The 22,846-nt window shown below is 68.0% G+C and carries 17 protein-coding genes and 1 pseudogene; 9 read left to right on the top strand and 9 right to left on the bottom strand.

Features of this window, described 5'->3' with window-relative positions:
• Positions 1-32: 32 nt before the first annotated feature.
• A complete protein-coding gene (gene glpX, locus ACZ4MH_RS30200) occupies positions 33-1,064 on the bottom strand; it encodes a class II fructose-bisphosphatase (RefSeq protein ID WP_351599705.1) in 1,032 nt (343 codons plus the stop codon).
• Between the two features lie 209 nt (positions 1,065-1,273).
• On the opposite strand from glpX, the gene ACZ4MH_RS30205 reads away from it, so the two are divergent.
• Positions 1,274-1,786, top strand: a complete 513-nt coding sequence (locus tag ACZ4MH_RS30205; RefSeq protein ID WP_467754788.1) for a DUF4245 domain-containing protein — start codon at positions 1,274-1,276, stop codon at positions 1,784-1,786.
• Positions 1,787-1,896: 110 nt separating this feature from the next.
• Here ACZ4MH_RS30205 and ACZ4MH_RS30210 read toward each other — a convergent pair whose 3' ends face one another.
• The 4 genes from ACZ4MH_RS30210 to ACZ4MH_RS30225 all read right to left on the bottom strand — a co-directional run bounded on the left by ACZ4MH_RS30210 (position 1,897) and on the right by ACZ4MH_RS30225 (position 5,673).
• A complete protein-coding gene (locus ACZ4MH_RS30210; RefSeq protein ID WP_351599706.1) occupies positions 1,897-2,490 on the bottom strand; it encodes a malonic semialdehyde reductase in 594 nt (197 codons plus the stop codon).
• Positions 2,491-2,625: 135 nt separating this feature from the next.
• Positions 2,626-2,907 carry an exodeoxyribonuclease VII small subunit gene (locus ACZ4MH_RS30215; protein ID WP_351599707.1) on the bottom strand — a complete coding sequence of 94 codons (282 nt, stop codon included), beginning with the start codon at positions 2,905-2,907 and terminating at the stop codon, positions 2,626-2,628.
• 10 nt (positions 2,908-2,917) lie between these two features.
• Entirely contained in the window at positions 2,918-4,168 is a 1,251-nt protein-coding gene (gene xseA / locus ACZ4MH_RS30220; protein ID WP_351599708.1) for an exodeoxyribonuclease VII large subunit, read from the bottom strand.
• A gap of 68 nt (positions 4,169-4,236) precedes the next feature.
• Positions 4,237-5,673: an APC family permease gene (locus ACZ4MH_RS30225; RefSeq protein WP_351599709.1), complete on the bottom strand. Its 1,437-nt coding sequence runs from the start codon at positions 5,671-5,673 to the stop codon at positions 4,237-4,239.
• Positions 5,674-5,844: 171 nt separating this feature from the next.
• Between ACZ4MH_RS30225 and ACZ4MH_RS30230 the strand changes: the two genes are divergently transcribed.
• Together ACZ4MH_RS30230 and ppgK are read left to right on the top strand one after the other, a co-directional pair.
• Positions 5,845-6,834 carry a 4-hydroxy-3-methylbut-2-enyl diphosphate reductase gene (locus ACZ4MH_RS30230; RefSeq protein WP_351599710.1) on the top strand — a complete coding sequence of 330 codons (990 nt, stop codon included), beginning with the start codon at positions 5,845-5,847 and terminating at the stop codon, positions 6,832-6,834.
• 123 nt (positions 6,835-6,957) lie between these two features.
• The gene (ppgK, locus tag ACZ4MH_RS30235; protein WP_467754784.1) at positions 6,958-7,815 is read left to right on the top strand and encodes a polyphosphate--glucose phosphotransferase; all 858 of its coding nucleotides are present in this window, start codon (positions 6,958-6,960) and stop codon (positions 7,813-7,815) included.
• A gap of 19 nt (positions 7,816-7,834) precedes the next feature.
• Here the strand turns inward: ppgK and ACZ4MH_RS30240 are convergent.
• Positions 7,835-8,440, bottom strand: a pseudogene (locus ACZ4MH_RS30240) (DUF6542 domain-containing protein); the annotation flags it as partial.
• 307 nt (positions 8,441-8,747) lie between these two features.
• On the opposite strand from ACZ4MH_RS30240, the gene ychF reads away from it, so the two are divergent.
• The 6 genes from ychF to ACZ4MH_RS30270 all read left to right on the top strand — a co-directional run bounded on the left by ychF (position 8,748) and on the right by ACZ4MH_RS30270 (position 19,763).
• Positions 8,748-9,836, top strand: a complete 1,089-nt coding sequence (gene ychF, locus ACZ4MH_RS30245) for a redox-regulated ATPase YchF (RefSeq protein ID WP_351600265.1) — start codon at positions 8,748-8,750, stop codon at positions 9,834-9,836.
• Positions 9,837-10,207: 371 nt separating this feature from the next.
• A complete protein-coding gene (locus tag ACZ4MH_RS30250; protein ID WP_351600266.1) occupies positions 10,208-13,810 on the top strand; it encodes a type I restriction endonuclease subunit R in 3,603 nt (1,200 codons plus the stop codon).
• A gap of 8 nt (positions 13,811-13,818) precedes the next feature.
• The gene (locus tag ACZ4MH_RS30255; RefSeq protein ID WP_351600268.1) at positions 13,819-15,333 is read left to right on the top strand and encodes a restriction endonuclease subunit S; all 1,515 of its coding nucleotides are present in this window, start codon (positions 13,819-13,821) and stop codon (positions 15,331-15,333) included.
• The gene (locus tag ACZ4MH_RS30260) at positions 15,330-16,973 is read left to right on the top strand and encodes a type I restriction-modification system subunit M (RefSeq protein ID WP_351600270.1); all 1,644 of its coding nucleotides are present in this window, start codon (positions 15,330-15,332) and stop codon (positions 16,971-16,973) included. The genes ACZ4MH_RS30255 and ACZ4MH_RS30260 overlap by 4 nt, the downstream gene beginning before the upstream one ends.
• Before the next feature lie 520 nt (positions 16,974-17,493).
• A complete protein-coding gene (locus ACZ4MH_RS30265) occupies positions 17,494-18,237 on the top strand; it encodes a hypothetical protein (RefSeq protein WP_351600272.1) in 744 nt (247 codons plus the stop codon).
• Positions 18,238-18,662: 425 nt separating this feature from the next.
• On the top strand, positions 18,663-19,763 hold the full coding sequence (locus ACZ4MH_RS30270) for a tyrosine-type recombinase/integrase (RefSeq protein ID WP_351600274.1): 1,101 nt from the start codon (positions 18,663-18,665) through the stop codon (positions 19,761-19,763).
• A gap of 213 nt (positions 19,764-19,976) precedes the next feature.
• Here ACZ4MH_RS30270 and ACZ4MH_RS30275 read toward each other — a convergent pair whose 3' ends face one another.
• Genes ACZ4MH_RS30275 through ACZ4MH_RS30285 form a run of 3 tightly spaced genes read right to left on the bottom strand, consistent with a single transcriptional unit; the run spans position 19,977 to position 22,801 of the window.
• Positions 19,977-20,363 (bottom strand): YwqJ-related putative deaminase, encoded by a 387-nt coding sequence (locus ACZ4MH_RS30275; protein ID WP_351600276.1) that lies wholly within the window; start codon positions 20,361-20,363, stop codon positions 19,977-19,979.
• Positions 20,356-20,832 carry an SUKH-3 domain-containing protein gene (locus ACZ4MH_RS30280; protein WP_351600278.1) on the bottom strand — a complete coding sequence of 159 codons (477 nt, stop codon included), beginning with the start codon at positions 20,830-20,832 and terminating at the stop codon, positions 20,356-20,358. The genes ACZ4MH_RS30275 and ACZ4MH_RS30280 overlap by 8 nt, the downstream gene beginning before the upstream one ends.
• Before the next feature lie 28 nt (positions 20,833-20,860).
• Entirely contained in the window at positions 20,861-22,801 is a 1,941-nt protein-coding gene (locus ACZ4MH_RS30285; RefSeq protein ID WP_467754785.1) for a YwqJ-related putative deaminase, read from the bottom strand.
• Positions 22,802-22,846 lie beyond the last annotated feature (45 nt).

Genomic DNA, 22,846 nt, shown 5'->3' on the forward strand with positions numbered 1-22,846 from the left:
GGCACCGGGCCGTCGGTCTGCCGGGCGGCGTCTCAGCTGGGCCGCTCGAAGTCGATCGAGCTGTAGGCGCGCAGCTTGGAGAGCCGGTGCTCGGAGTCGATCTGCCGGATCGTGCCGGACTTGGAGCGCATTACCAGCGACTGGGTGGTGGCGGTCTCCGCGCGGTAGCGGACGCCGCGCAGCAGTTCGCCGTCGGTGATGCCGGTGGCGACGAAGAACACGTTCTCGCCGCTGACCAGGTCGTCGGTGTGCAGGACGCGGTCCAGGTCGTGGCCCGCGTCCAGCGCCCGCTGCCGCTCCTCGGCGTCCTTGGGCCACAGCTTGGCCTGGATCGTGCCGCCCAGGCACTTGATCGCGCAGGCCGTGATGATGCCCTCGGGCGTGCCGCCGATGCCCAGCAGCAGGTCCACGCCGGTGCCTTCGCGCACGGCCATGATCGCGCCGGCCACGTCGCCGTCGGCGATGAACCGGATGCGGGCGCCGGCCTCGCGGATCTCCTTGACGATGCCGTCGTGCCGGGGGCGGTCCAGTACGACGACGGTGACGTCCTCGGGGCTGGACTTCTTCGCCTTGGCGATGCGGCGGATGTTCACGCCGACGGGCGCGTTGATGTCGACATAGTCGGCGGCCTCGGGGCCGGTGACCAGCTTGTCCATGTAGAAGACGGCGGACGGGTCGAACATGGAGCCGCGGTCGGCGACGGCCATGACGGAGACCGCGTTGGCCATGCCCTTGGCCGTCAGCGTCGTACCGTCCACGGGGTCCACGGCCACGTCGCACTCGGGGCCGGTCCCGTCGCCCACGCGCTCGCCGTTGTACAGCATCGGCGCCTGGTCCTTCTCGCCTTCGCCGATGACGACCACGCCGTTCATGGAGACGGTGTGAATCAGGGCACGCATGGCCTTGACCGCGGCGCCGTCCGCGCCGTTCTTGTCGCCACGGCCGACCCAGCGGCCCGAGGCCATGGCGCCGGCCTCGGTGACCCGGACGAGTTCCAGGGCGAGGTTGCGGTCGGGGGCTTCGGGGCTGACCTCGAGCTGGGACGGCAGATGATGCTCGGTCATCGGAGCGCACCTTTCTGTACGGCGACGGCCGGTTAGGTGAGGGTTCGCTTGACCTTATCGCTATGTCGAGAAAATGAGCAGAGGGGCCCACGGATGAGCACCGCAAGCCGGACAGGGTGCGGTGGGTGGGGGCCTTGTCCGGCTCGTACCCGGCATGGGGGACCATAGAGGGCGTGGCTGGTATGCGAGGCAAGCAGACGGTGCGGGACATGGTCCTGTCGATGGCGGTGATCGGCGTGGTCGTCGCGGCGATTTACTTCTTCATCCCGCACGACGACAGCAAGGGCGCCGAGAACAGCGCGGTGAAGACGGTCGGCTACCGCGTGGAGCTCGCGACCGCCCGGCGCGCGGCACCGTATCCGGTCGCCGCGCCCGAGGGGCTGCCCAAGGGCTGGCGTGCCACCTCCGTCTCGTACGAGGCGAGCAGCGACGGCAAGGGCGGCGCCTGGCACCTGGGCTTCCTCGACCCGAAGGGCCAGTACGCGGCGGTCGAGCAGAGCGACGCGCCGGCCCGCGAGTACGTCAAGAAGGTCACGCTGGACGCCACCCCGGCCGGCGGCAGCCGGCAGGTCGACGGCGCCCGCTGGGACGAGTACAAGGGCGACACGTACAAGGCCCTCGTGCACAAGGAGTCCGGCCACACCACGGTCGTCACCGGCACCGCGTCCTATGACGGCCTCGCGGAGCTGGCGGGCGCGCTCAAGGCGAAGAACGAGAAGTAGACGAGAAGCGGCGGCGTCATCGCATACGGCAGAGGCCGCCGCACCCGGAGTGGGTGCGGCGGCCTCTTGTCGTACGCGATGGCGTACGCGGTGAACCGTGCGGCCGTGGCTCAGACGGTGGTGACGGCGTCCTCGAAGGACAGGCGCGGGGAGCGCGGGAAGAAGGCGTCCGCGCCCGGCTTGCCGATGTTGATCACCATGAAGGACTTCTGCTTGCCGTCGCCGAAGAACTCCTTGTCGATGGCGGTGAAGTCGAAGCCGGTCATCGGGCCGGCGGCCAGGCCCGCGGCGCGGACGCCGAGGATGAAGTAACCGGCCTGCAGGGTGGCGTTCTGAGTGCCGGCGACCTCGCGCGCCGCCGCCTCGGAGAAGAACGTGTCCTTGATGCCCGGGGCGTGCGGGAACAGCGTCGGCAGCTTCTCGTGGAAGTCCAGGTCCACGGAGAGGACGACGGTCAGCGGGGCCGACAGCGTCTTCGGGCCGTTGGCGCCCATGGCGTGCTCGACGAGGCGCTTGCGGGCGTCCTCGGAGCGGACCAGCGTCAGGCGCAGCGGCGACTGGTTGAAGGCGGTCGGGGCGAACTTCACCAGGTCGTAGATGGCCTGTACCTGCTCGTCGGTGACCGGCTCGTCCGTGAACGTGTTGGCGGTCTGGGCCTCGCGGAAGAGGAGGTCAGCAGCGGCGGCGTCAAGGGCGAGAGTCATGGAGGGCACCTCGGTGATTCGTGGTGGTTCCGGGCCGGGAACGGTCCGGTCGTACAGCTTCTACTTTAACGTCGATAGGTTAACCTTAAACTAAAACGCGGGCGTTGAGACCCGATTCACATACCCGTGAGGGGGTTACTCCTCCGCCTGCTCTTCCTCCGCCAGCGCCGCGTCCAGCCGGGCCCGGGCGCCGTCCAGCCAGCGCCGGCACACCTTCGCCAGCTCCTCGCCGCGCTCCCACAGCGCGAGCGACTCCTCCAGCGTCGTGCCGCCCGCCTCCAGGCTGCGGACCACCTCGATCAGCTCGTCCCGCGCCTGCTCGTACCCGAGCGTGGACGTCACGTCCGGCGCGCCCGCCGCCTCTGTACCGGCTTCGCCGTCCGTGTCCATGCCCGTGTCCGTCTTCGCCTTGGCCATGGGGCCCAGCCTAAGCGGGGGGTGTGACAGCGCCGTCGGGAACGGCGCCGCCGCCGTCCACGCGGCGGACCGTGAAATCGCCCTCGGCCACCCGGGCCCGCAGCTCCTCGTCCGCGCCGACCTCCTCGGGGGAGCGGACCGCGCTGCCGTCGGAGCGCTGCAGTACCGCGTAACCGCGCTCCAGCGTCGCCTTGGGGGAGAGCGCCACCACTCGCGCGAGGGTGTGCGACAGCTCGGAGTCGGCCCGGTCCAGCAGATGGCCCAGCGTGCGCCGGCCGCGCTCCAGCAGGGCGGTGACCTGCTCCTCGCGGGCCTCCACCATGCGGTGCGGCTCCCGTATGCACGGGCGGTTCAGCGCGCCCGCGAGGCCGCGCTCCTCGCGCTCCAGGAAGCCGGTCACCGAGCGCAGCGCCCGCTCGCGCAGGTGCCGGATGCGGACCAGCTCCTCGCCCACGTCCGGTACGACCTTCTTCGCCGCGTCCGTCGGCGTCGAGGCGCGCAGGTCGGCGACCAGGTCCAGCAGCGGGCTGTCCGGCTCGTGCCCGATCGCCGACACGACGGGCGTACGGGCCTCGCCCACGGTGCGCACCAGCTGCTCGTCGGAGAACGGCAGCAGGTCCTCCACGCTGCCGCCGCCCCGCGCCACGATGATCACGTCCACGTCCGCCCGTGCGTCCAGCTCCCGCACCGCCTCGATCACCTGCGGTACGGCGTGCACCCCCTGCACCGCGACGTTCCGCACCTCGAAGCGGACGGCGGGCCAGCGGTGCCGGGCGTTCTCCAGCACGTCCCGCTCGGCCGCGCTCGCCCGACCGCACACCAGCCCGATCAGCTGCGGCAGGAACGGCAGCGGGCGCTTGCGCTCCGCCGCGAACAGCCCCTCGGCGGCCAGCGCCTTCTTCAGCATCTCCAGCCGCGCCAGCAGCTCGCCGACGCCCACCGGCTTGATCTCGGCGGCCCGCAGCGAGAGCTGGCCGCGCGGCGCGTACCACTCCGGCTTCGCGTGCACCACGACCCGGGCGCCCTCGCTGATCACGTCGGCGACCTTGTCGAAGACCTGGCGGTAACACGTCACGCTCAGCGAGATGTCGTGCGACGGGTCGCGCAGCGTCATGAAGACGACGCCGGCGCCGGGCCGCCGGGAGAGCTGGGTGATCTGCCCCTCGACCCACACCGCGCCGAGCCGGTCGATCCACCCGCCGATGAGGCGCGACACCTCGCCGACCGGGATGGGGGTCTCTGCGGACGTCTGTAGAGCCATTCCCTGAGGGTATCGGCGGGGACTGACGGGCGGCCGGTGCCGCCCGTCAGCTCGCCCGAGCCGCAGTTTCAGTCCGTCCGCGCCGCGCCGCGTCGCTTCGCATACTGCGCAGCCAGTACCACCAGCCCCACCACCAGCCACGCCCCGCCGACCACCTGGGCGGTGGGCGACGCCTCGACGATCACCGCGACCACCACCGCCAGGCCCAGCAGCGGGACGATCAGGTGGGCCAGTACACCCTGTGACGCGGCCCGCTTGCGCAGCCAGAAGTAGCCGATCACCGACGCGTGCAGCAGCCCGAAGGCGGTCAGCGCGCCGACGTTCACGATCGAGGACAGGTGGTCCAGGCCGTCGTCCCGGCGCGCCGCCCACACGGCCGCGATCAGTGTGACCACCGCCGCGCCCAGCAGCGCCCGGCGCGGTACCCCGCTCCCCGCGTCCACCTTCGCCATCGCCCCCGGCAGCCGCCGGTCCCGGGCCATCGCGAACAGCAGCCGCCCGGCGGCCGCCTGCCCGGCCAGCGCCGCGAACGCCGCGCCGATCGCCTTGCTCGCCGCGACCAGCTTCTGCAGCCACTCGCCGGCCGCCGCGTTCGCCGTCGCGTAGAAGGCGTCGCCCTGTTCGGCCGGCTTCGCCGCCAGCTCGGCCGCCGACATCGGCGCGAGCAGCGCCGCGAGGTACGTCTGCACGGCGAACAGCACCCCCGCCACCACCAGGCAGGTCAGCACCGCCCGGGCCACCCGCCGCCCGCCCCCGGACGCCTCCTCCGCGAACGCGGCGATCGCGTCGAAGCCCAGGTACGACAGCACCGCCACCGACACCGCCGACAGCACCGCGCTCGTCGAGAAGCCGCCCTCACCCGTGAACGGCACCGACCAGCCGCGCTGCGCGCCGTCCGTCGCCAGCACCCACACCGCCGCCACGACGAAGACCACCAGCACCAGGATCTCCATGGCCAGCACCAGGAAGCCCACCACGGCCGCGGTCCGTACCCCCCACAGATTCAGCAGCGTGGTGACGACCACCGCGACCGCCGTCCAGATCCACTGGTGCACCGACGGCACCAGGGAGTGCAGCGCGATCCCGGAGAAGAGGTACGCCACCGCCGGGATCAGCAGGTAGTCCAGCATCGCCATCCAGCCCGCGACGAAGCCCGCGCCCTCGCCCAGGCCGACCCGGGCGTAGGTGAAGACCGAGCCGGCCTGCGGCGCGACCCGCACCATCTGTGCGTACGAGTACGCCGTGAAGGCCATCGCGATGGTCGCGACGACGTACACGAGGGTGATCGCGCCGTGCGACTTGGCCTGGAGCGTGCCGAAGATGCCGACCGGCGCCATCGGGGCGATGAAGAGCAGGCCGTAGACGATCAGATCCCGGAAGGACAGGGACCGCTTCAGCCGGCCCCCGGCGGCCAGGGTGGCGCCGGAGCCGCTGTCGGTACCGGCGCCGCCGTCGGGATCGGGGACGCCGCCGGACGGGGGCTGCGGCTCGGCGGTTGGGGACATGGCGGACACCTCTGCAGGACGAACGGGCCGACGGCGGTCGGCGGCCTCACATGATCGTCGGCCGTCCCGCCGTTTCGGGCAAGCCGCCCTGCCGTACCGATATATGCCCCCGTAACGCCAGGTCCCGACCCCTGGCCAGGCCTTCCGTTCGCCGCCACCCCGACCCGTACGATGGGGACCATGACCACCCCGACTTCCCGCCGCGTCCTCCTCGCCGCCCCCCGCGGATACTGCGCCGGCGTGGACCGAGCCGTCATCGCCGTCGAGCAGGCCCTGGAGCAGTACGGCGCGCCCGTCTATGTGCGCCACGAGATCGTCCACAACAAATACGTGGTCAAGACGCTGGAGAAGAAGGGCGCGATCTTCGTCGAGGAGACGGAGGAAGTGCCCCCGGGCAACATCGTCATCTTCTCCGCGCACGGTGTCGCGCCGGCCGTCCACGACGAGGCCAAGCGCGGCAAGCTCGCCACCATCGACGCCACCTGCCCGCTGGTCACCAAGGTCCACAAGGAAGCCGTCCGCTACGCCAAGGAGGACTACGACATCCTCCTGATCGGCCACGAGGGCCACGAAGAGGTCATCGGCACCAGCGGCGAGGCCCCCGACCACATCACCCTGGTCGACGGCCCCGAGGACGTGCAGAACGTCGACGTCCGCGACCCGGACAAGGTCGTCTGGCTCTCCCAGACCACCCTCTCGGTCGACGAGACCATGGAGACGGTCGACGCCCTCAAGGGGCGCTACCCCAACCTCCTCTCCCCGCCCAGCGACGACATCTGCTACGCCACGCAGAACCGCCAGATCGCGGTGAAGCAGATGGGCGCCGAGGCCGACCTCGTCATCGTCGTCGGCTCCAAGAACTCCTCGAACTCCGTCCGTCTCGTCGAGGTCGCGCTCGGCGCCGGTGCCAAGGCCGCGCACCTGGTCGACGGCGCCGAGGAGATCGACGAGGCGTGGCTGGAAGGCGTCGGCACGGTCGGCGTCACCTCCGGCGCCTCGGTCCCCGAGGTCCTCGTCGAGGGCGTACTGGAGTGGCTGGCGCAGCGCGAGTACGAGGACGTGGAGACGGTCACCGCCGCCACCGAGTCCATCCACTTCTCGCTGCCCAAGGAGCTCCGCCGCGACCTGCGCGCGGAGGCCAAGGCGGCGACGGAGGACTGATCCACCGCAAGACGGAGGAATGATCCAAGACGGAGGACTGATCCACCGCGGTCCCTGAGACTCTCTGCGGCCGGCTCGCCCCTTTGAGGGGTGAGCCGGCCGCTGCGCGCCTAGCCTTTCCCCATGAACGTATTCGGCGTGGACATCGGCGGTTCGGGCATCAAGGGTGCCCCCGTGGACCTGGAACGCGGCGAGCTGGCGGAGGAGCGCTTCAAGGTGCTCACCCCGCACCCGGCCACCCCGGAGGCGGTCGCCGACGGCGTCCAGCAGGTGGTGGAGCACTTCGGCTGGTCGGGGCCGGTGGGGGCGACGTTCCCGGGGGTGGTGACGGGCGGGGTGACCCGTTCGGCCGCCAATGTCCACAAGTCCTGGATCGGCACCGACGCCGCCGCCCTGCTGACCTCCCGGCTCGGCGGCGAGGCCGGCGGCTGCGAGGTCACGGTACTGAACGACGCGGACGCGGCCGGGCTCGCCGAGATGCACTTCGGAGCCGCCCGCGGCCGTATGGGCACGGTCATCATGCTCACGCTGGGCACCGGCATCGGCAGCGCCGTCTTCACCGACGGGCAGCTGGTCGCCAACACCGAGCTCGGCCACCTCGAACTGGACGGTCACGACGCCGAGACCCGCGCCTCGACCCGGGTCAAGGACGAGGAGGACCTGAGCTGGCACGAGTGGGCGCCCCGGCTGCAGAAGTACCTCCGGCACGTCGAGATGCTCTTCACGCCCCAGCTGTTCGTGATCGGCGGCGGGGTGAGCCGCAAGGCCGCGAAATTCCTGCCGCTGATCGAAGGCGTCAGGGCCGAGATCGTGCCTGCGCAGCTTCAGAACAACGCGGGGATCGTAGGTGCCGCAATGGCCGCCCGGCGGGCTTCCCACCCGGCCGCTGCCGCTCCGGCCCCTGGTCAGGACGCCGGTCTCGGGGCCGCCGACCCCCGCTCCGGCGGACGTCGGGACGCTGCGCCCGCCGCCGGAGGATGAGCAGGCCCTTCCGTACGCCGACGATCAGCACGCTGAGGGCCGTGCCGAGGTAGAGCCAGCCCGCGTTGACCGCGAGCAGGGTGAAGACGCCCATCAGCAGGCTGCCCGCGCCGTCCCCGCCGCGCGCGACGGGCAGACTGCCGACGGTGTACGCGATCGGCAGCGTGACCGGCGCGACGACCAGGTCGTACGGCCGTACCCACAGCGCGCCCGCGGCCCCCGCCAGTACGAAGCAGACGCCGTACACGGCCGGCGAGCCGCCCACCAGCAGCCGGTCCAGGCAGGCGAGGACCAGCAGCGCGAGGGTGGTCAGCAGCGCGCAGCCCAGCCCGGTCAGCTTCGGCGCCGGCAGCCTGCGGGCCAGCGCGGCGAGCGGCCCCGGCAGCACGCGGCGGGCGCCCGCCCGGTAGACGGTCGAGGTCTCGGCGATGGCGGGACCGGCGGCCGGTGCGGCCTTTGCGGCTTGCGCGGCCTGTGCGGCTTGCGCGGCCGGTCGGCCGCTGCGGGCCGCGGGGGGCGCCCCGGACGGCGGCGCATCGGGACGGAACCCGGCGGCCCGCCCCGCGGCCGGACGCCGGGTCCGGGACGGGGTGTGCTGAGGTGCGCGCGCTTCGTGTTGCTCCACTCGCCAACGGTAGGCCGCTAAGTGGGATTAATAGCCCGTAGGACACGCGCTTTCCCCGACGATGACCTCGGATTCCACGACGATGCCGCGGGGACGCGGTACGGATGGCGTACGGGGTCGGGTACGTACGAGGTCGTGCGGGGTCGTACGGGGCGGTTACGGGCCCGGGTGGAAGCGGCCGTGTACGGGTGTCGGCGGCCGCCGGACCGTACGGCACCGCCCTGGCGCCCCTCCCCGTAGACTGGTGGATCGGCCCACCGGGCCACTGCCCACCCCGCCCCCTCCCGTCGGAAGTCGAGTCGCCAACGTGTCGCTCACGATCGGAATCGTCGGTCTGCCGAATGTCGGCAAGTCGACCATGTTCAACGCCCTGACCAAGAACGACGTACTGGCGGCCAACTACCCGTTCGCCACCATCGAGCCCAACGTCGGCGTCGTGGGCGTCCCCGACCCCCGCCTGACCAAGCTCGCCGAGATCTTCTCGTCGGAGAAGATCCTCCCGGCCACCGTCGACTTCGTCGACATCGCCGGCATCGTGCGCGGCGCCTCCGAGGGCGAGGGCCTGGGCAACAAGTTCCTCGCGAACATCCGTGAGTCCGACGCGATCTGCCAGGTCATCCGCGCCTTCAAGGACGAGAACGTCGTCCACGTCGACGGCAAGGTCTCGCCCAAGGACGACATCGAGACGATCAACACCGAGCTGATCCTCGCCGACCTGCAGACCATCGAGAAGGTCCTGCCGCGCCTCCAGAAGGAGTCGCGCATCAAGAAGGACGTGGCCCCGAAGGTCAAGGCCGTCGAGGAGGCCAAGGCCATCCTGGAGGAGGGCCGCACCCTCTTCTCCGCCGGCATCGTCCAGGGCTCGGGCAACGAGGAGCTCCTCCACGACCTCCACCTCCTCACCACCAAGCCCTTCCTCTACGTCTTCAACGTCGACGAGGACGAGCTGACCGACGAGGACTTCAAGAACGAGCAGCGCGCGCTCGTCGCCCCCGCCGAGGCGATCTTCCTGAACGCCAAGCTGGAGTCGGACCTCGCCGAGCTGGACGAGGACGAGGCCCTGGAACTCCTCCAGTCCGTCGGCCAGGAGGAGCCGGGCCTCGCGACCCTCGCCCACGTCGGCTTCCGCACCCTCGGCCTGCAGACCTACCTCACGGCAGGCCCCAAGGAATCCCGCGCCTGGACGATCAAGAAGAACGCCACCGCCCCCGAGGCCGCCGGCGTCATCCACACCGACTTCCAAAAGGGCTTCATCAAGGCCGAGGTCATCTCCTTCGACGACCTCGTAGAAACAGGCTCGGTAGCCGACGCCCGCGCCGCCGGCAAGGCCCGCATGGAAGGCAAGGACTACGTGATGCAGGACGGGGATGTGGTGGAGTTCCGCTTCAACGTTTAATTGAAGTTTCATCTAAATTGCACATCCTGTAAAGCTGCAGGTCAAGAGGGGTCTGTCAATCCGAGACGGGCCCCTTTTGCGTCTCCATCACAGGTTGGACGGTGCTTTGGTGCTGGATGTTGCTCCCGAGGGGCGGATCGGACCACTTGTTGTCACCTGTGGTCACCCCCGGGATGCTGTCCCGTGCTGACATTGCGCGCTGCATGGATCATTCCGAACGCACACGAATCCTTGAGGGTGGGCGGTTGTGGGGGCCGTCGATCTTGTCGTGATCGGTTCATTTGCCAGAGCGGAGTGCTTGGTTGGACATAGGCTGAGAGGTCTTGTCACAGGTGAGGGCCGGATGTGGCCTGGTCGAGGAGCGGCAGAGTATGAGCGGGCAGGCACGGCGTCGTGAGCAAGTCCCGGAGCAGTTGAAGGCAGCGGCTCGGAAGTCGCCCAACTTCGGGCGGCTCTACGCGATGCAGCCCCTGTTGGCGATCTACGGCGCGCAGGCCGAGCAGTCCGTCTTCACCAACCCCAACGTCTCGTACGTCGCCTCCGGCCAGTTCGGCGAGTTGCTCGCCGCGGAGCTGGTGCAGCGGGCCGGGGTGCGCATCGAGGGAACCCGGCAGATCGACCGGCTGGCTGGGCTCCAGCGCGCCGGCCTGCTCCCCGGCCGCACCAGAGATGCCTTCGACACGCTCCGCCGTGGGCGCAACGACGCCGCGCACAATCACCTCTTCGACACCAGCAAGGCCCTCAAGGCCGTCGAACTCTGCTTCCAGCTCGGCCAGTTCTTCTCCCGGGCGATCGACAACGTACGAGAGATCGCCGCGTTCGTGCCGCCCCAGCTGCCGAGCGAGGTGGCGGGCGGATCCGCCGAGCTGGCCGAGCTCCGCGAGGCGCTCGGTCACTACCAGCGCACCCTCGCCGAGTCCCGAACCCGCCTCAGCGAGGTCGGTGACCGGCTGGAGGCCGAGCGGCGTGGCCGGGAGGAGGCCGAGAGGCTGACCGAGGCGGCTGAGCGGGCCCGTGCCGAGTCCGAGGCGGAGGTGGCCCGCCACCTGGATGAGATCGAGCGGCTCCGGCGCGCCTACCAGGACCGTTACGACCAGGAGCGCCTCAAGCCCCGGTCGGTCACCGTCAATGCTCGTGAGGCGATAGTTGAGCGCGCCCAGCGGCCCGAACCGCTCAACGAGGTGCAGGCCCGCGTCCGAATCGACGAGATGCTCGCCCAGGCGGGCTGGACGGTCCAGCACCGCAGCGACCTCAACCCACTCGCCTCCCAAGGCGTCGCGGTCCGAGAGTTCAGCCTGGCCACCGGTCGCGCCGACTACGTCCTCTACGTCGACGGCATGATCGTCGGTGTCATCGAGGCCAAGCGCGAGGGCACCGCCCTGGCCGGCGCCCTCGCGCAGAACGAGCGGTATGCGGGCGGCGTTCTCAAGGAACACTCCATGGCGGTCTGGCGTGAGCAGGAACCGTTCGCCTTCCGCTACGCCACCACCGGCGCCGAGACGTTCTTCCTCAACCGCCTCGACCCGTACGCCCGCTCCCGCCCGGTCTTCGCCTTCCACCGCCCTGAGTCCTTCGCGGCCTGGATGAAGCGCGCCACCGAGCACCCGGACACCCCCACCTTCCGGGCCGCCCTGCGCACCGCACTGCCGGTCCTGGAGTCGCACGACTTGCGTACGGCCCAGGAAGAGGCGGTCGTCGGCCTGGAGGGATCACTCGCCCAGGACAAGCCGCGCGCACTGATCCAGATGGCCACCGGCGCAGGCAAGACCTACACCGCGGTCACCGAGTCGTACCGGCTGCTCAAGCACGCGCGTGCGCGCCGCATCCTCTTCCTCGTCGACCGCAACAACCTCGGCCGCCAGGCCAAGGCCGAGTTCGACCGCTACAAGACACCGGACGAGAACCGTAAGTTCACCGACCTCTACAACGTCGACTCGCTCGGCCGGTCCGGTCTCCAGGAGACGTCCTCCGTCGTCGTCTCCACCATCCAGCGCCTGTACGCGCTCCTCAAGGGCGAGCCGCTGGAGGACACCGCCGAGGCAGAGGACCGCGAGGACTCCTCCACTCTGGACGAGAACTACATGACCGACCGCCCGGTCACCGTTGAGTACAACCCGGCCGTCCCGATCGAGTCCTTCGACTTGATCGTTATCGATGAGTGCCACCGCTCCATCTACGGCCTGTGGCGCGGTGTCCTGGACTACTTCGACGCCCACCTGGTTGGCCTCACCGCTACCCCTACCCGGCAGACCAAGGGCTTCTTCGACGGCAACATGGTCTCCGAGTACACCTACGACCAGGCCGTCGCCGACGGCGTCAACGTCGACTTCGACGTGGTCACCATGGACTCCTCGATACGGGAGGACGGCGGCGCGAAGATCGACAAGGGGACGACGGTCCGTATCCGCGACCGCAAGACCCGCGCCCAGCGTTACGAGGAGCTGGACGAGGACTTCACGTACACGGTCAGCCAGATCGGCCGCACAGTGATCGCCGAGGACGAGATCCGGGCCGTCCTTACCGCGTACAAGAACAACTGGCAGCGCTGGTTCCCGGGCCGGACCGAACTGCCCAAGACGCTGGTGTTCGCGGCGACCGACGACCACGCGGACGAGGTGTTGAAGCAGGTCAAGGAGGTCTTCGGGCGCGGAGACGCCTTCGCCAAGAAGATCACCTACCGCTCCCGGGACAAGGGCGACGACCCCGAGCAGCTCGTCAACGACCTGCGGAACTCGCCGTTGCTGCGGGTCGCCGTCACGGTCGACATGATCGCCACGGGTACGGACGTCAAGGCCCTGGAGTGCGTGATATTCCTGCGGGCCGTTCGTAGCCCCGTCCTCTTCGAGCAGATGAAGGGACGCGGCGCCCGCACGATCGACGCCGACGACCTGAAGGCGGTCACCCCGGACCCGGCCGCCGACCTCGCCAAGGACCGTTTCGTCCTGGTCGATGCGGTGGGCGTCACTGCCTCGCCGCTGGTCGACACCCGCCCGATGCTGCCGCCGGACGGCGGCAGTCTCAGCCTGGCCAAGTTGATGGACAAGGCGGGCAGCCGCTCGCTGACGGCCGAACAGGCCGAGACACTCGGGCGTCGACTGGCCCGGCTTGACCGCAAGCTCACGAAGGAGGAGCGGGAGCGGATCGAGCAGGCGTCGGGCGGAGTGCCACTGGCGAAGATGGTCCGGAAGATCGCCAACGCGGTGGACGTCGACACCCAGGATCGGGCATACCGGGAGGGCGGCGCGGACCACGCGCGGCGACTGGTCCACGACTCGGTCGAGACCCTGACCACCCACCCGGAACTGCGGAAGCTGATCATCGGCATCAAACAGCAGCACGACCTCACGTACGACGCGACGACCGAGGTCACACTGAAGATGAACGAGGTCCCGAGGGAGGAGCGGGCGGCGAAGGAGCTGGCGGAATGGCGCCAGCTCCTGGACAGCCGCAAGCGCGACGAGGCGGCGGCGGAGGCGATAGCCCTCCAGGTGATCCTCGGCAGCGGATCGCGGGTCCGGCCGCAAGAGGCGCGGGCCCACCTGAAGGAGCTGATGGCTTCTATCAAGGCGACCAAGCGGACCTGGACACCGAAGGTCATCTGGGACCACTACGAGCTGGTCGGCGAGGCGACGGAGTCGTTGTCGAAGACGGCTGGCCTGGGCGACCTCATGAACCTCGTCCGCTACACGCTCGGCGCGGACGATCAGCTTCGCCCGTACCGTACGGTGGTCGAGGAGCGCTTTGAGGGCTGGCTGCTGCGGCAGAGCCAGGCGGGTGCGGAATTCACGGATGACCAGCTGTGGTGGCTGCGCCGAATCAAGGACGCGATCGTGGTCGACCTGGGCATGGAACGCGAGGACTTCGGCCACATGCCGTTCTCCGAAAAGGGCGGTGGTCCGGGCTTCGCGAATGCCTTCGGTGGCAGAAACCAGGCGCTGGAACTGTTGGACGAGCTGAATCGAGAATTGGCTTGAGTGAGGGAATGGAAGGTGTGCCGGAGGGGTGGGGCTGGGCGGAACTCGGGGAGATTGCATCGTCGGTCAAGAACGGGATGTACGTCTCACGCCCTGGCGCGGAGCCGAACGGTACGCCAATTCTCCGAATCGGTGCTGTCAGGTCGATGCGGCTAAGTCTGGACGACCTGAGATACACCGGGCTGGACTGGCGAGAAGTGCTGGATCAGGCGGGCGATGCAGTTCCAGGTGACCTGCTGTTCACTCGATACAATGGGAACCCTGAATATGTAGGTGCGGGGGCCAGGGTTCCGGAGGGTGCGCCCCATCTTGCGTATCCTGACAAACTGATCCGAGTGCGTGTACCTCCCGATGTTTTGGACTCCCGGTTCCTTGTCTACGCGTGGGCGTCACCGCAGGTTCGTGAACAAGTGCGAGGTCAAGTCAAGACCTCTGCTGGGCAAGCGGGAATCTCTGGTGCATCTCTGAAGCGGATCAAAGTTCCGGTCCCGCCCCTCGCCGAACAGCGCCGCATCGTCGAGACTCTCGAAGAACAGCTCTCCCGGCTCGACGCGGCTGAGCGAGTACTCCGGGTGAATCATGCACGCATTCGCGCTCTGGCCGCCCGCGTGACGAACTTTGCTACCGCTAGGGCTGTTCCGGCGGATCAGCCCACCGCACCCCTTCCGCGCGAGGCAGACGCAATCGACCGGAACCTGCCCAGGATTCCATCCAGCTGGTCCTGGGAGCGGCTCGGCGATATCGCCGAGGTCGTGGGTGGTGTCACCAAGGATAAGAAGAAACAGTTTGATCCCGACCTTACCGAAGTCCCCTATCTTCGGGTCGCGAACGTGCAACGCGGATGGCTTGATCTTAGCCGTGTAGCGACAATTCGAGTCCCGGATAAGAAGGCTGAGGACTTGCGTCTCGAAACCGGAGACGTGCTGATGAATGAAGGTGGCGACCGCGACAAACTGGGCCGCGGCTGGGTTTGGCGAGGCGAAGTGAAGGATGCCATCCATCAGAATCACGTATTCCGGGCAAGGGTTCACGGTGAGATTATTCTGCCAGAACTCCTTGCCTATCACGCGAACAGTTCGGCGCGATGGTTTGAAGCGAATGGAAAGCAGACGACCAACCTTGCTTCGATCAGCCTGAAGAAAATTAGAAATCTGCCAGTTCCCATTCCTCCTGCGGGTGAGCAGCCGGATATTCTGCAGCAGAGTGGTGAGCAGCTAGACGGTCTTGCGCGTGTTGAGGCCGCCGTCGAGGTTGGGCTCAAGCGAGCTGCGACGTTGCGCTCGGCGCTGCTGAGGAAGGCGCTGACCGGCAACTTGATCTCGCAGGACCCCGCCGACGAGCCCGCCGCTCCCCTCCTCGCCCGCATCGCCGCCGAGCGCGAGGCCGCCAAGCCCGTCCGCAAGGCGGCCAAGCGGGCCGCTCGCCCGCGTAAGGCAACCGCTGCCGCCGCGGTGACGAAGGCCGCGCCCGCTCCAACCCCCGCCCCCTCCGCCTCCGTTCAGCAGGAGTTGTTCGACCGGTGACCGCGCTCGCATCCGATACCGCCCCCGAGACCACCGCGGACGACGCCGTCACGCCCTCCGCCGATAACGTCCCCCTCACCGAGACGCCGAAGTCCAAGAAGGCTGCCGCGCAGACCAACACGCTGGTCGCGAAGCTCTGGAACTACTGCAACGTCCTCCGTGACAACGGCATGTCCACCATCGAGTACGTCGAGCAGCTCTCGTACCTGCTGTTCCTGAAGATGGTCGACGAGATCGAGAAGGACGAGTGGGGTGGCCGCGACCTCAGCGGCCTTGTGCCCGTCGACTACAACTGGAAGTCGCTCGTCAGCAAGCGTGGTCCCGAGCTCGAAGCGCACTACCGCGCCATCCTGGAGCACCTCGGCCGTAAGCCCCACACCACCATCGGCACGATCTTCGCCGACGCGCAGAACCGGATCACCAAGCCCGCCCTGCTCGAAAAGCTGGTCGTCGAGCTGATCGGCCGCGAGGAGTGGACGGTCACCGGCACCGACCTCAAGGGCGATGCCTACGAGGGCCTGCTTGCCAAGGGCGCATCGGACACCAAGACCGGCGCCGGCCAGTACTTCACCCCGCGCGCGCTCATCGACGCCATGGTGGACGTGACCCGCCCCGGCCCGGACGACACCATCACCGACCCCGCCTGCGGCACCGGCGGATTCCTGATCGCGGCCCACGCGTACGTCACCCGGCACCATGTCCAGGACATGGATATCGACGCCCGCAAGGCGTACGACAGCGGGTCCAAGATCTGGGGCAACGAGCTGGTCACCGGCACCGCCCGCCTTGCCGCCATGAACATGTTGCTGCACGGCATCGGCAAGAGTGACGGCCCGAGCCTGATCGACGTCGGCGACGCGCTCGCCGAGAAGCCGAGCGGACGGCACGCCTCCCTCGTCCTCGCCAACCCGCCCTTCGGCCGGAAGTCCGCGATCACTGTGATCGGCCAGGACGGCGAGCTGGAGAAGGAGGACATCCAGTACGACCGTGACGACTTCACGGCCACCACGACCAACAAGCAGCTCAACTTCCTTCAGCACATCATGTCGTTGACGGCAGTCAACGGCCGGGCCGCCGTCGTCCTCCCGGACAACGTCCTGTTCGAGGGCGGCGCGGGCGAGAAGGTCCGCCGCAAGCTCCTTGACGAGTTCGACCTGCACACGATCCTGCGCCTGCCCACCGGCATCTTCTACGCGGGCGGTGTCAAGGCCAACGTCCTGTTCTTCGACAAGAAGCCCCCGCGTGCCGATGGTAAACCGCACACCACTGTCACCTGGGTCTACGACTTCCGCACCGGCCAGCACTTCACCATGAAGCAGCGCCCGCTGACCCGTGCCCACCTGGACGACTTCGTCGCCCGGTACAAGGCAGGTGAGCCGCTGACCGCCCGTGTCGCGGACGAGGACGAGAACGGCCGCTGGAAGCCGTACGCGTACGAGGACTTGATCGGGCGCGACAAGGTCAACCTCGACATCACGTGGATGAAGGACCCGGCCCTGGAAGACGCGGACAGTGACCTGGAGCCGGAGGTCATCGCCGAGGAGATCGTGCGCGATCTTCAGTCCGCCCTGGCCGAGTTCACGGCCATCGCGAAGTCCTTGGGTGCGGATGTTGATGTACCGGAGGCAGAAGAGGTCTGACGATGGCCGGAAGGGCGGCGTCATAGCGCTGGAGGGCCGCAATGCCGAGTGCCTTGCGGCCCTCGACTTTCCCGCGCGGTTACTGTCGGCTATTCCGTTAGAGGTGGCGATGCCGAAGTCCTTACGATGCACTGGCCCGATGATGGAGCAATCGCCACAGCCATCACGGCGGACATCCCTGGGCCAGCCCAGCCACCCCTTTTGGGACAGTGCCGACCGCGAAGTCTCCTACGTCGTCTCCGGCTCCGGCAGTGGACTGGCCTCTGGGCTGATCGCCCAGAACGCTGAGCCGATACGATACCTCGACGCGAGCCGGCCGACCCCGTACGTATCGCGGAGCGCTCCAGAAGCCTGCTGTAAGTGAGTGAAGGGCCGGATCCGGAGCTGAACCGATCAGATCGAGCCACAAACCGACCGTGATCCGAAAAGCCGCTTGACCGACCTCTGTGCAGTACAGGGAACATCAGGAGTCCACGTTCCGGAGTTCTCCGTTCTCCCTACGCGCCGTACAGAGGTATGCATGGCCATCGCGCACCCTCAGACCCACCAGTTCGAATCGTTCGTCACGAACTTGTCGTACGCACGCAAGATGGTGCGAGCTGGGCAGGCGCTGGAGGTGCTCAGCCCCAAGGGCATCGACACCGCCGATTTCTACCGAGCCGCCTGGGTGCAGTCCATCGCCGCCCTCGAACACTGGGTACAAGAAGAGGTGTTGCGCCGGGTCGCCGAGGAAGCTGCCAAGGACGATCCGGACATGCCGCGTAAGCTTCGTGAATACCCGTTGCCGCTGCACTGCGTGGAGCAGGTGCAGCGGGGCGAGACGACCACAGCCGAGGTGGTCGCGGAACGGGTGCGCCAGGACATCGCCCACCAGACCCTGCAGAATCCGGACGCCATCGCGAAGGTGATGGCGCTCGTTACCGATGTCAAGGTGTGGCGGGAGGCAGCGAAGTGGGTCAACCGGTGGAGCCAGTACCGGACTTCATACGACGAAAAACGACTGCGCGGCCAGTACGTCCTGCTGCTCCGCCGCCGAAATCAGATCGCACACGACGCGGATCTGATCGACGGTGACCTCAAGCAGCGCCGCCCGATCGGCGAGGCTGACGTCACGGACGCGCTGAACTGGATTGAGCGGATTGCTCTCGCGCTCGCATACGCGCTGGAGGGGGACGCGTCCAAGCCGTCGCAAAATCCGACGCCGGCCCCGGCTCCGGACAGGACTGAGGAAGCGTCAGGTGGAGATCAGCTGGACGTCGACTGACTGACTGATTGATTGATGGTGGGCCCTGTGAATGCATCTTCGGGCGCTTTCAACCCTCGGGTTTGACCTTCGGCCATGCGACCCGCCGGTTCATGTGGCTGACTGCTTACTGGCGCCGTCGATCTGGCGATGATGAGGCATGTTCGCCGGAAAGTGCGGATTAGCGGCGAGTGTCTTGCCCATGTGTGAGGTGATAGCGACGATCTCAAGGACAGACGTCCAGCAGATCGGAGTGTTGGGTGGCGCGCGTCTTTCAGAAGTGCAAGCGGGATGTCCGCGATTGGAACTATCCCTGCATGCGTTCAAGATGCGGTCACGCGTGGACCATGCGGTATCGGGAGCCAGGCGGCAGGCGAGGGCGGCAGCGAGAGAAGTCGTTTCCACGAAGGATCGGCTTGGACGGTGCGGACGCTTTCGCTGCCGTCGTGGAGAAGGATAAGAAGGCCCGTGTCTGCATCGACCCTGCGCGCGGCGCCATGTCCTTGTCGGTCTGGGCTGAGGAGTGGTTGGAGCGACGAGCCATCGGAGAGGCGACTCGCTGCAACTACGAAGGGTTCATCCGCAACCATCTCGTGCCGAGCCTTGGTCGGAAGCCCCTGGCTGGGCTGGCGCGCCGGGACTTTGAGAAGTTCGTCAAGGACATCTACCGAGGCGGTGCAGGGCTGGCTGCATCGACGGTGAACGACCGGATGGTGATGGTAGCCGCCATCATGGAGGCGGCCGTCGTGGACAAGCGCATCACGGAGAACCCGGCCCGGGGCATCCGGATCTCCCGCAGGGACGTGCTGGCGGTGGACGAGGACGAAGTTCCGACGTCAGCCGAGGTGGATTTGATCGCTGCGCACATTGCGCCACGGTTCCGCCTCGCCGTCTATCTTCAGTCCGGGACAGGCCAGCGCCCCAGCGAAGCCCTGGCCTTCTCCACCGAGTGCAGGCGGCCTGGCTACGTCAGGATTCGATGGCAGGTCAGTGCCAAGGCGCACCGTGAGGACTGCCGGGCACCCTTCGTGCCGCTCAAGCATCGGCTGGAGAAGGAGTGCCGAGACGTCCCAACCGCCCTGTTCGTTGAGCAGGAGATCGACGCGCACCTCCTGAAGTGGAAGCCGGTGCCCGTCGTCTTCACTGGGCGGAAGGGGAAACGGATTCGGCTCAAGACCTTCTTTGCTCCACGTCAGCCTGGCGCTGGCATGATGCCGTCCATCGCGTCCTACGGCTACCAGATCAAGAAGGCATGCCTCTCGGCCGGCCTTGTCGATCTGGACGGCAAGGCCAAGTACACGCCTCGTAGCCTGCGGCACTTCTTCGCCTCCACGGCCCTGGCCAACGGTGTGCCGATCCACGAGGTCTCGCGCTGGCTGGGGCACCGCTCGGTCAAGACGACAGTCGACATCTACGGGCATCTGCTGACCAGCGCCTGGGATCGCTGCCGGGATGTTCTGCAGCGCGGCATGCGGTCTGTATCCCCAGGCACGACGTCCCAGCCGGCAGAGGAGGCGAGCTCGAGCGGCAGCGCCCGAGCTGCGTAGATGTACGAGGGGGCGCCTGTCCTGCATGGTGCTGGGGTTGAACGCCCGTGCTGGGATGGTGCTGGGATGACCCCTATAAAACCCGCGTTTCCGCAGGCGGGAGCTCGGTACTACAGATTCCGCTTCAACGTCTGACGTACCGCGACTGACGCACCTCAGTCCAAAGCCTGGGCCGCCTCCCTCCGGAGGCGGCCCGCTTTCGTGTTCCTGCCTTCAGAGGATCACGCGTACGCCCAATTCCTGGAGAAGGTGCGAGCAGACAGCGCAAGGTGCGGTGGTCTTGCCGTGATCGGGGTGTCCATGGCCACGGATCATCTTGGAGACCATGGCCGATCCTTCGAAGTGCCGAGCCGCTTCCCGGAGAGGCGTCGTCCGGCCGTCGTTCCGCGCGGCATCGAGTGCCCACAACTGGTCGGACAGCAGGGTCGATTCCGCGCAACGTCCGGTGAACGTGCTGCGCTGCTCCAAAGGCAGCGAGTCCACGCATGCCCGGATGGACGGGTGAAGGTTGGCGCTGTCCTCCCCGACCAGGCTGGTGTGGCTGACAACCTTTCCACCGATCAGCAACGAAGAGGATACGGCCGGGAATTGCTCAGACAAAGAAATCCTCCGCATCCGGATCGACCACGCCGCTCAAGAATCGGGAGAATGCGTCAAATGCGTTCTCTCCCAGGTAGTACCCTCCGGTGTGGTGGAGGTGGAAGAGGCGCTCTTTTTCGTCCGCCAGGATAATGCCGTACTCGGACGTCTCATACCCGATGGGGAAAAGATTCGCGTTGAGTCCGGATGCCAATTCCTGGATGGCTGCCGCGTCACCGTCGTATCCGATCGTCGGTTTCATGGCCCAGGCCGTGCCCGATATTGTGGGATGGCTGAGCTGCAGCAAGCCGTACGTATGGATGATGCGTGCTGCGGCCGGCGTCGGCGTCAGGGGCACGCCCTGCCTTTCGGCGTCCTCCACTCGCACCTGAATGAGTTCGTCGGCGCGCTCTCCGATGTCCCGACCCGGAAACCAGCCGTTGCTGATCAGCCAGTCGTGTACTTCGGGTGTCGACTGCTCGGAATCCATCAATTCTTCCGTTCCGTGAGCTGGAGCACTACGAGTGTACGTGTATGCCCAGCTTGGGCAGTACGTGCTCACACGTGTTGCAGGGCGCCAGGTAGTCGCCATGCGCTCGTGCGAGTGCGCCGGTGTCCCGGTCGTAGAGGTCGCCGATCTGGCGTGTGTGCATCAAGCCCCCCTCCAGAGCCTTCTTCGCGTCGTCGATCGTGCGAATTGATGTCCCTGCCGGGTCCAGTTGGCGCAGTCGGTCGCTGATCAAGGATATCTCGGCGCACTTCCCGTGTCCGAGCCCCCGCTTGGCTCCCGGCGTAGCGTCAAGTTTCTCTCCGACCTCCTTCAGGATGTCATCGAGAACCTGATGTGTATTCGGCGATTTCTGGCCGTGCATCTTCGTGGTGCTGCTGTGCGCAGTAACTGTGTTGTCATGCAGAAAACTCCCCGCGCATCCTGACGAGAGAGAATTCTGGCCGGGGGGCGCTGCTCCGGGCGTGGCGTTGACGGCGTCATCCGCGAGGGCGGCCGATTCACGCTCCAGAACAGAAAGCTGATCCTCTGGAGAAAGATGTGAGACGTCCAGCGCCGGACGGCGGTGATGGCGCATCTTGTCCGCGCTTTGACCGTGCCAATCGGGTTGAGGCTCCAAAGGCGTGCCCTGAGGACCGCTGCCGGAACCGCCACCGTGATGCGGGCCGCCGGAGCCATTTCCGTCATCACCGTGAGCGACGTCGGTGGGCGCCCCGTCGTCTGCGTGGGTGCCCCCATGTGACTCGTGCACATCGTGGGTGCCAATGTGGGCGCCGTCGTCACCGTGGTGGTGGGATGCCGAGCCGGGCTCGTGGGCGCCGTGCGGAGCGTCACCGTCGGCGCCTCCCGGATGGTTCCGGTGGCCGACGCCTGCGCTGTCGGCGTGGTTGCCGCCTGAACCCTCACCGTGCCCAGTGGAGTGGCTGGTGGCCGGTTCTTGGCCGGTGGACGGCCCGTGGTTGAGGTCGCCCGCGTGGCCGTCAGGGAGGCGATTTCCGGCGTTGCCCTCCTGCAGACGATCCCCGATGCCACCCCCGGGTGCGCCGTCGCCGATACGGCCGGCGTCACCGAGGTGGCTGTCGAGGCTGTTGCCGACGTGGATGGCCTGGCCGGCGTTGTCCCCCACGTGGGCACCCGCACCGACCAGGACCGGCTGCTGGGCGTGGGCCGGAGTCTCCACCCGCGGGGTGTCCGCGCCGGTGGCCGGGTGCACGTCCGGGGAGCCTTCGCGCGGCGCGTTGTCGGCGTGGTCCAGGACGTTGCCGTGCTGGTCGAGGACGTTGCCCTCGCCGTCGAAGTACCGGGCCGGCTCGCCGGGGTTCGTGGGCAGCTTGGTGGCGTTCTCCGGCAGCGCCGGGACGTCGTCGGGCAGCCGTACGTTGCCGTCCGGCAGCTTGGTCGCGCCCTCGGGAATCGCCGCGCCCTTGGGCAGGTGAACGGTGCCGTCGGGCAGCTTCAGCGACCCCTCCGGCAGCTTGATCGCATCCGCCGGCAGAGCCGGCACGTCGACCTTCCCGATCCCCTTGATGCTCTTGGCGATGTCGCCGATCTTGGAGAGGCCGGCGCCCGCGCCCTTGGCGACATACGTCATCGGGTCGATGACCTTGCCCGCCTTACCGGCCACCGACAGCGCCTTGGCGACCGCGCCGGCCTTGCCCGCACCCGCCGCCGCGCCGCCCGCGCCACCGGTGAAGACCGTGGTCAGCACGTTGAAGGTGACCGCACCCGCGGCCCGCCCCGGGTTCTTGCCCCACTCGTCCCAGGCCACCAGCGCCTTGCCGGTCTCCTTCATCGCGGTCCGCGAATCCCGCAGCCAGGAGGGGAGTTTGTCGTCCGGCAGGGCCCAAAACGCGGTGCCCACCCCGGGGATGGTGGAAATCGCCAGGCCGGTGGCCAGTTGTGCGAGGCCCTTCCAGGCCTGGCCCATGGCGTCCCAGCCGCCGAAGCCCACCAGGGTGCCCAGGCCCTTGATGGTGCCCCAGATGCCGTCGACGAT

Source organism: Streptomyces sp. NPDC026301 (assembly GCF_055567935.1).

Excerpts from the sequence above, each read along its gene's own strand:
- ACZ4MH_RS30280 (WP_351600278.1), bottom strand. The coding sequence starts at position 20,832 with ATGGATTCCGAGCAGTCGACACCCGAAGTACACGACTGGCTGATCAGC.
- ACZ4MH_RS30225 (WP_351599709.1), bottom strand. The coding sequence starts at position 5,673 with ATGTCCCCAACCGCCGAGCCGCAGCCCCCGTCCGGCGGCGTCCCCGAT.
- xseA (WP_351599708.1), bottom strand. The coding sequence starts at position 4,168 with ATGGCTCTACAGACGTCCGCAGAGACCCCCATCCCGGTCGGCGAGGTG.
- ACZ4MH_RS30210 (WP_351599706.1), bottom strand. The coding sequence starts at position 2,490 with ATGACTCTCGCCCTTGACGCCGCCGCTGCTGACCTCCTCTTCCGCGAG.
- ACZ4MH_RS30250 (WP_351600266.1), top strand. The coding sequence starts at position 10,208 with ATGAGCGGGCAGGCACGGCGTCGTGAGCAAGTCCCGGAGCAGTTGAAG.
- ACZ4MH_RS30255 (WP_351600268.1), top strand. The coding sequence starts at position 13,819 with ATGGAAGGTGTGCCGGAGGGGTGGGGCTGGGCGGAACTCGGGGAGATT.
- ACZ4MH_RS30205 (WP_467754788.1), top strand. The coding sequence starts at position 1,274 with ATGGTCCTGTCGATGGCGGTGATCGGCGTGGTCGTCGCGGCGATTTAC.
- ACZ4MH_RS30215 (WP_351599707.1), bottom strand. The coding sequence starts at position 2,907 with ATGGCCAAGGCGAAGACGGACACGGGCATGGACACGGACGGCGAAGCC.
- glpX (WP_351599705.1), bottom strand. The coding sequence starts at position 1,064 with ATGACCGAGCATCATCTGCCGTCCCAGCTCGAGGTCAGCCCCGAAGCC.
- ACZ4MH_RS30265 (WP_351600272.1), top strand. The coding sequence starts at position 17,494 with ATGGCCATCGCGCACCCTCAGACCCACCAGTTCGAATCGTTCGTCACG.
- ACZ4MH_RS30230 (WP_351599710.1), top strand. The coding sequence starts at position 5,845 with ATGGGGACCATGACCACCCCGACTTCCCGCCGCGTCCTCCTCGCCGCC.
- ppgK (WP_467754784.1), top strand. The coding sequence starts at position 6,958 with ATGAACGTATTCGGCGTGGACATCGGCGGTTCGGGCATCAAGGGTGCC.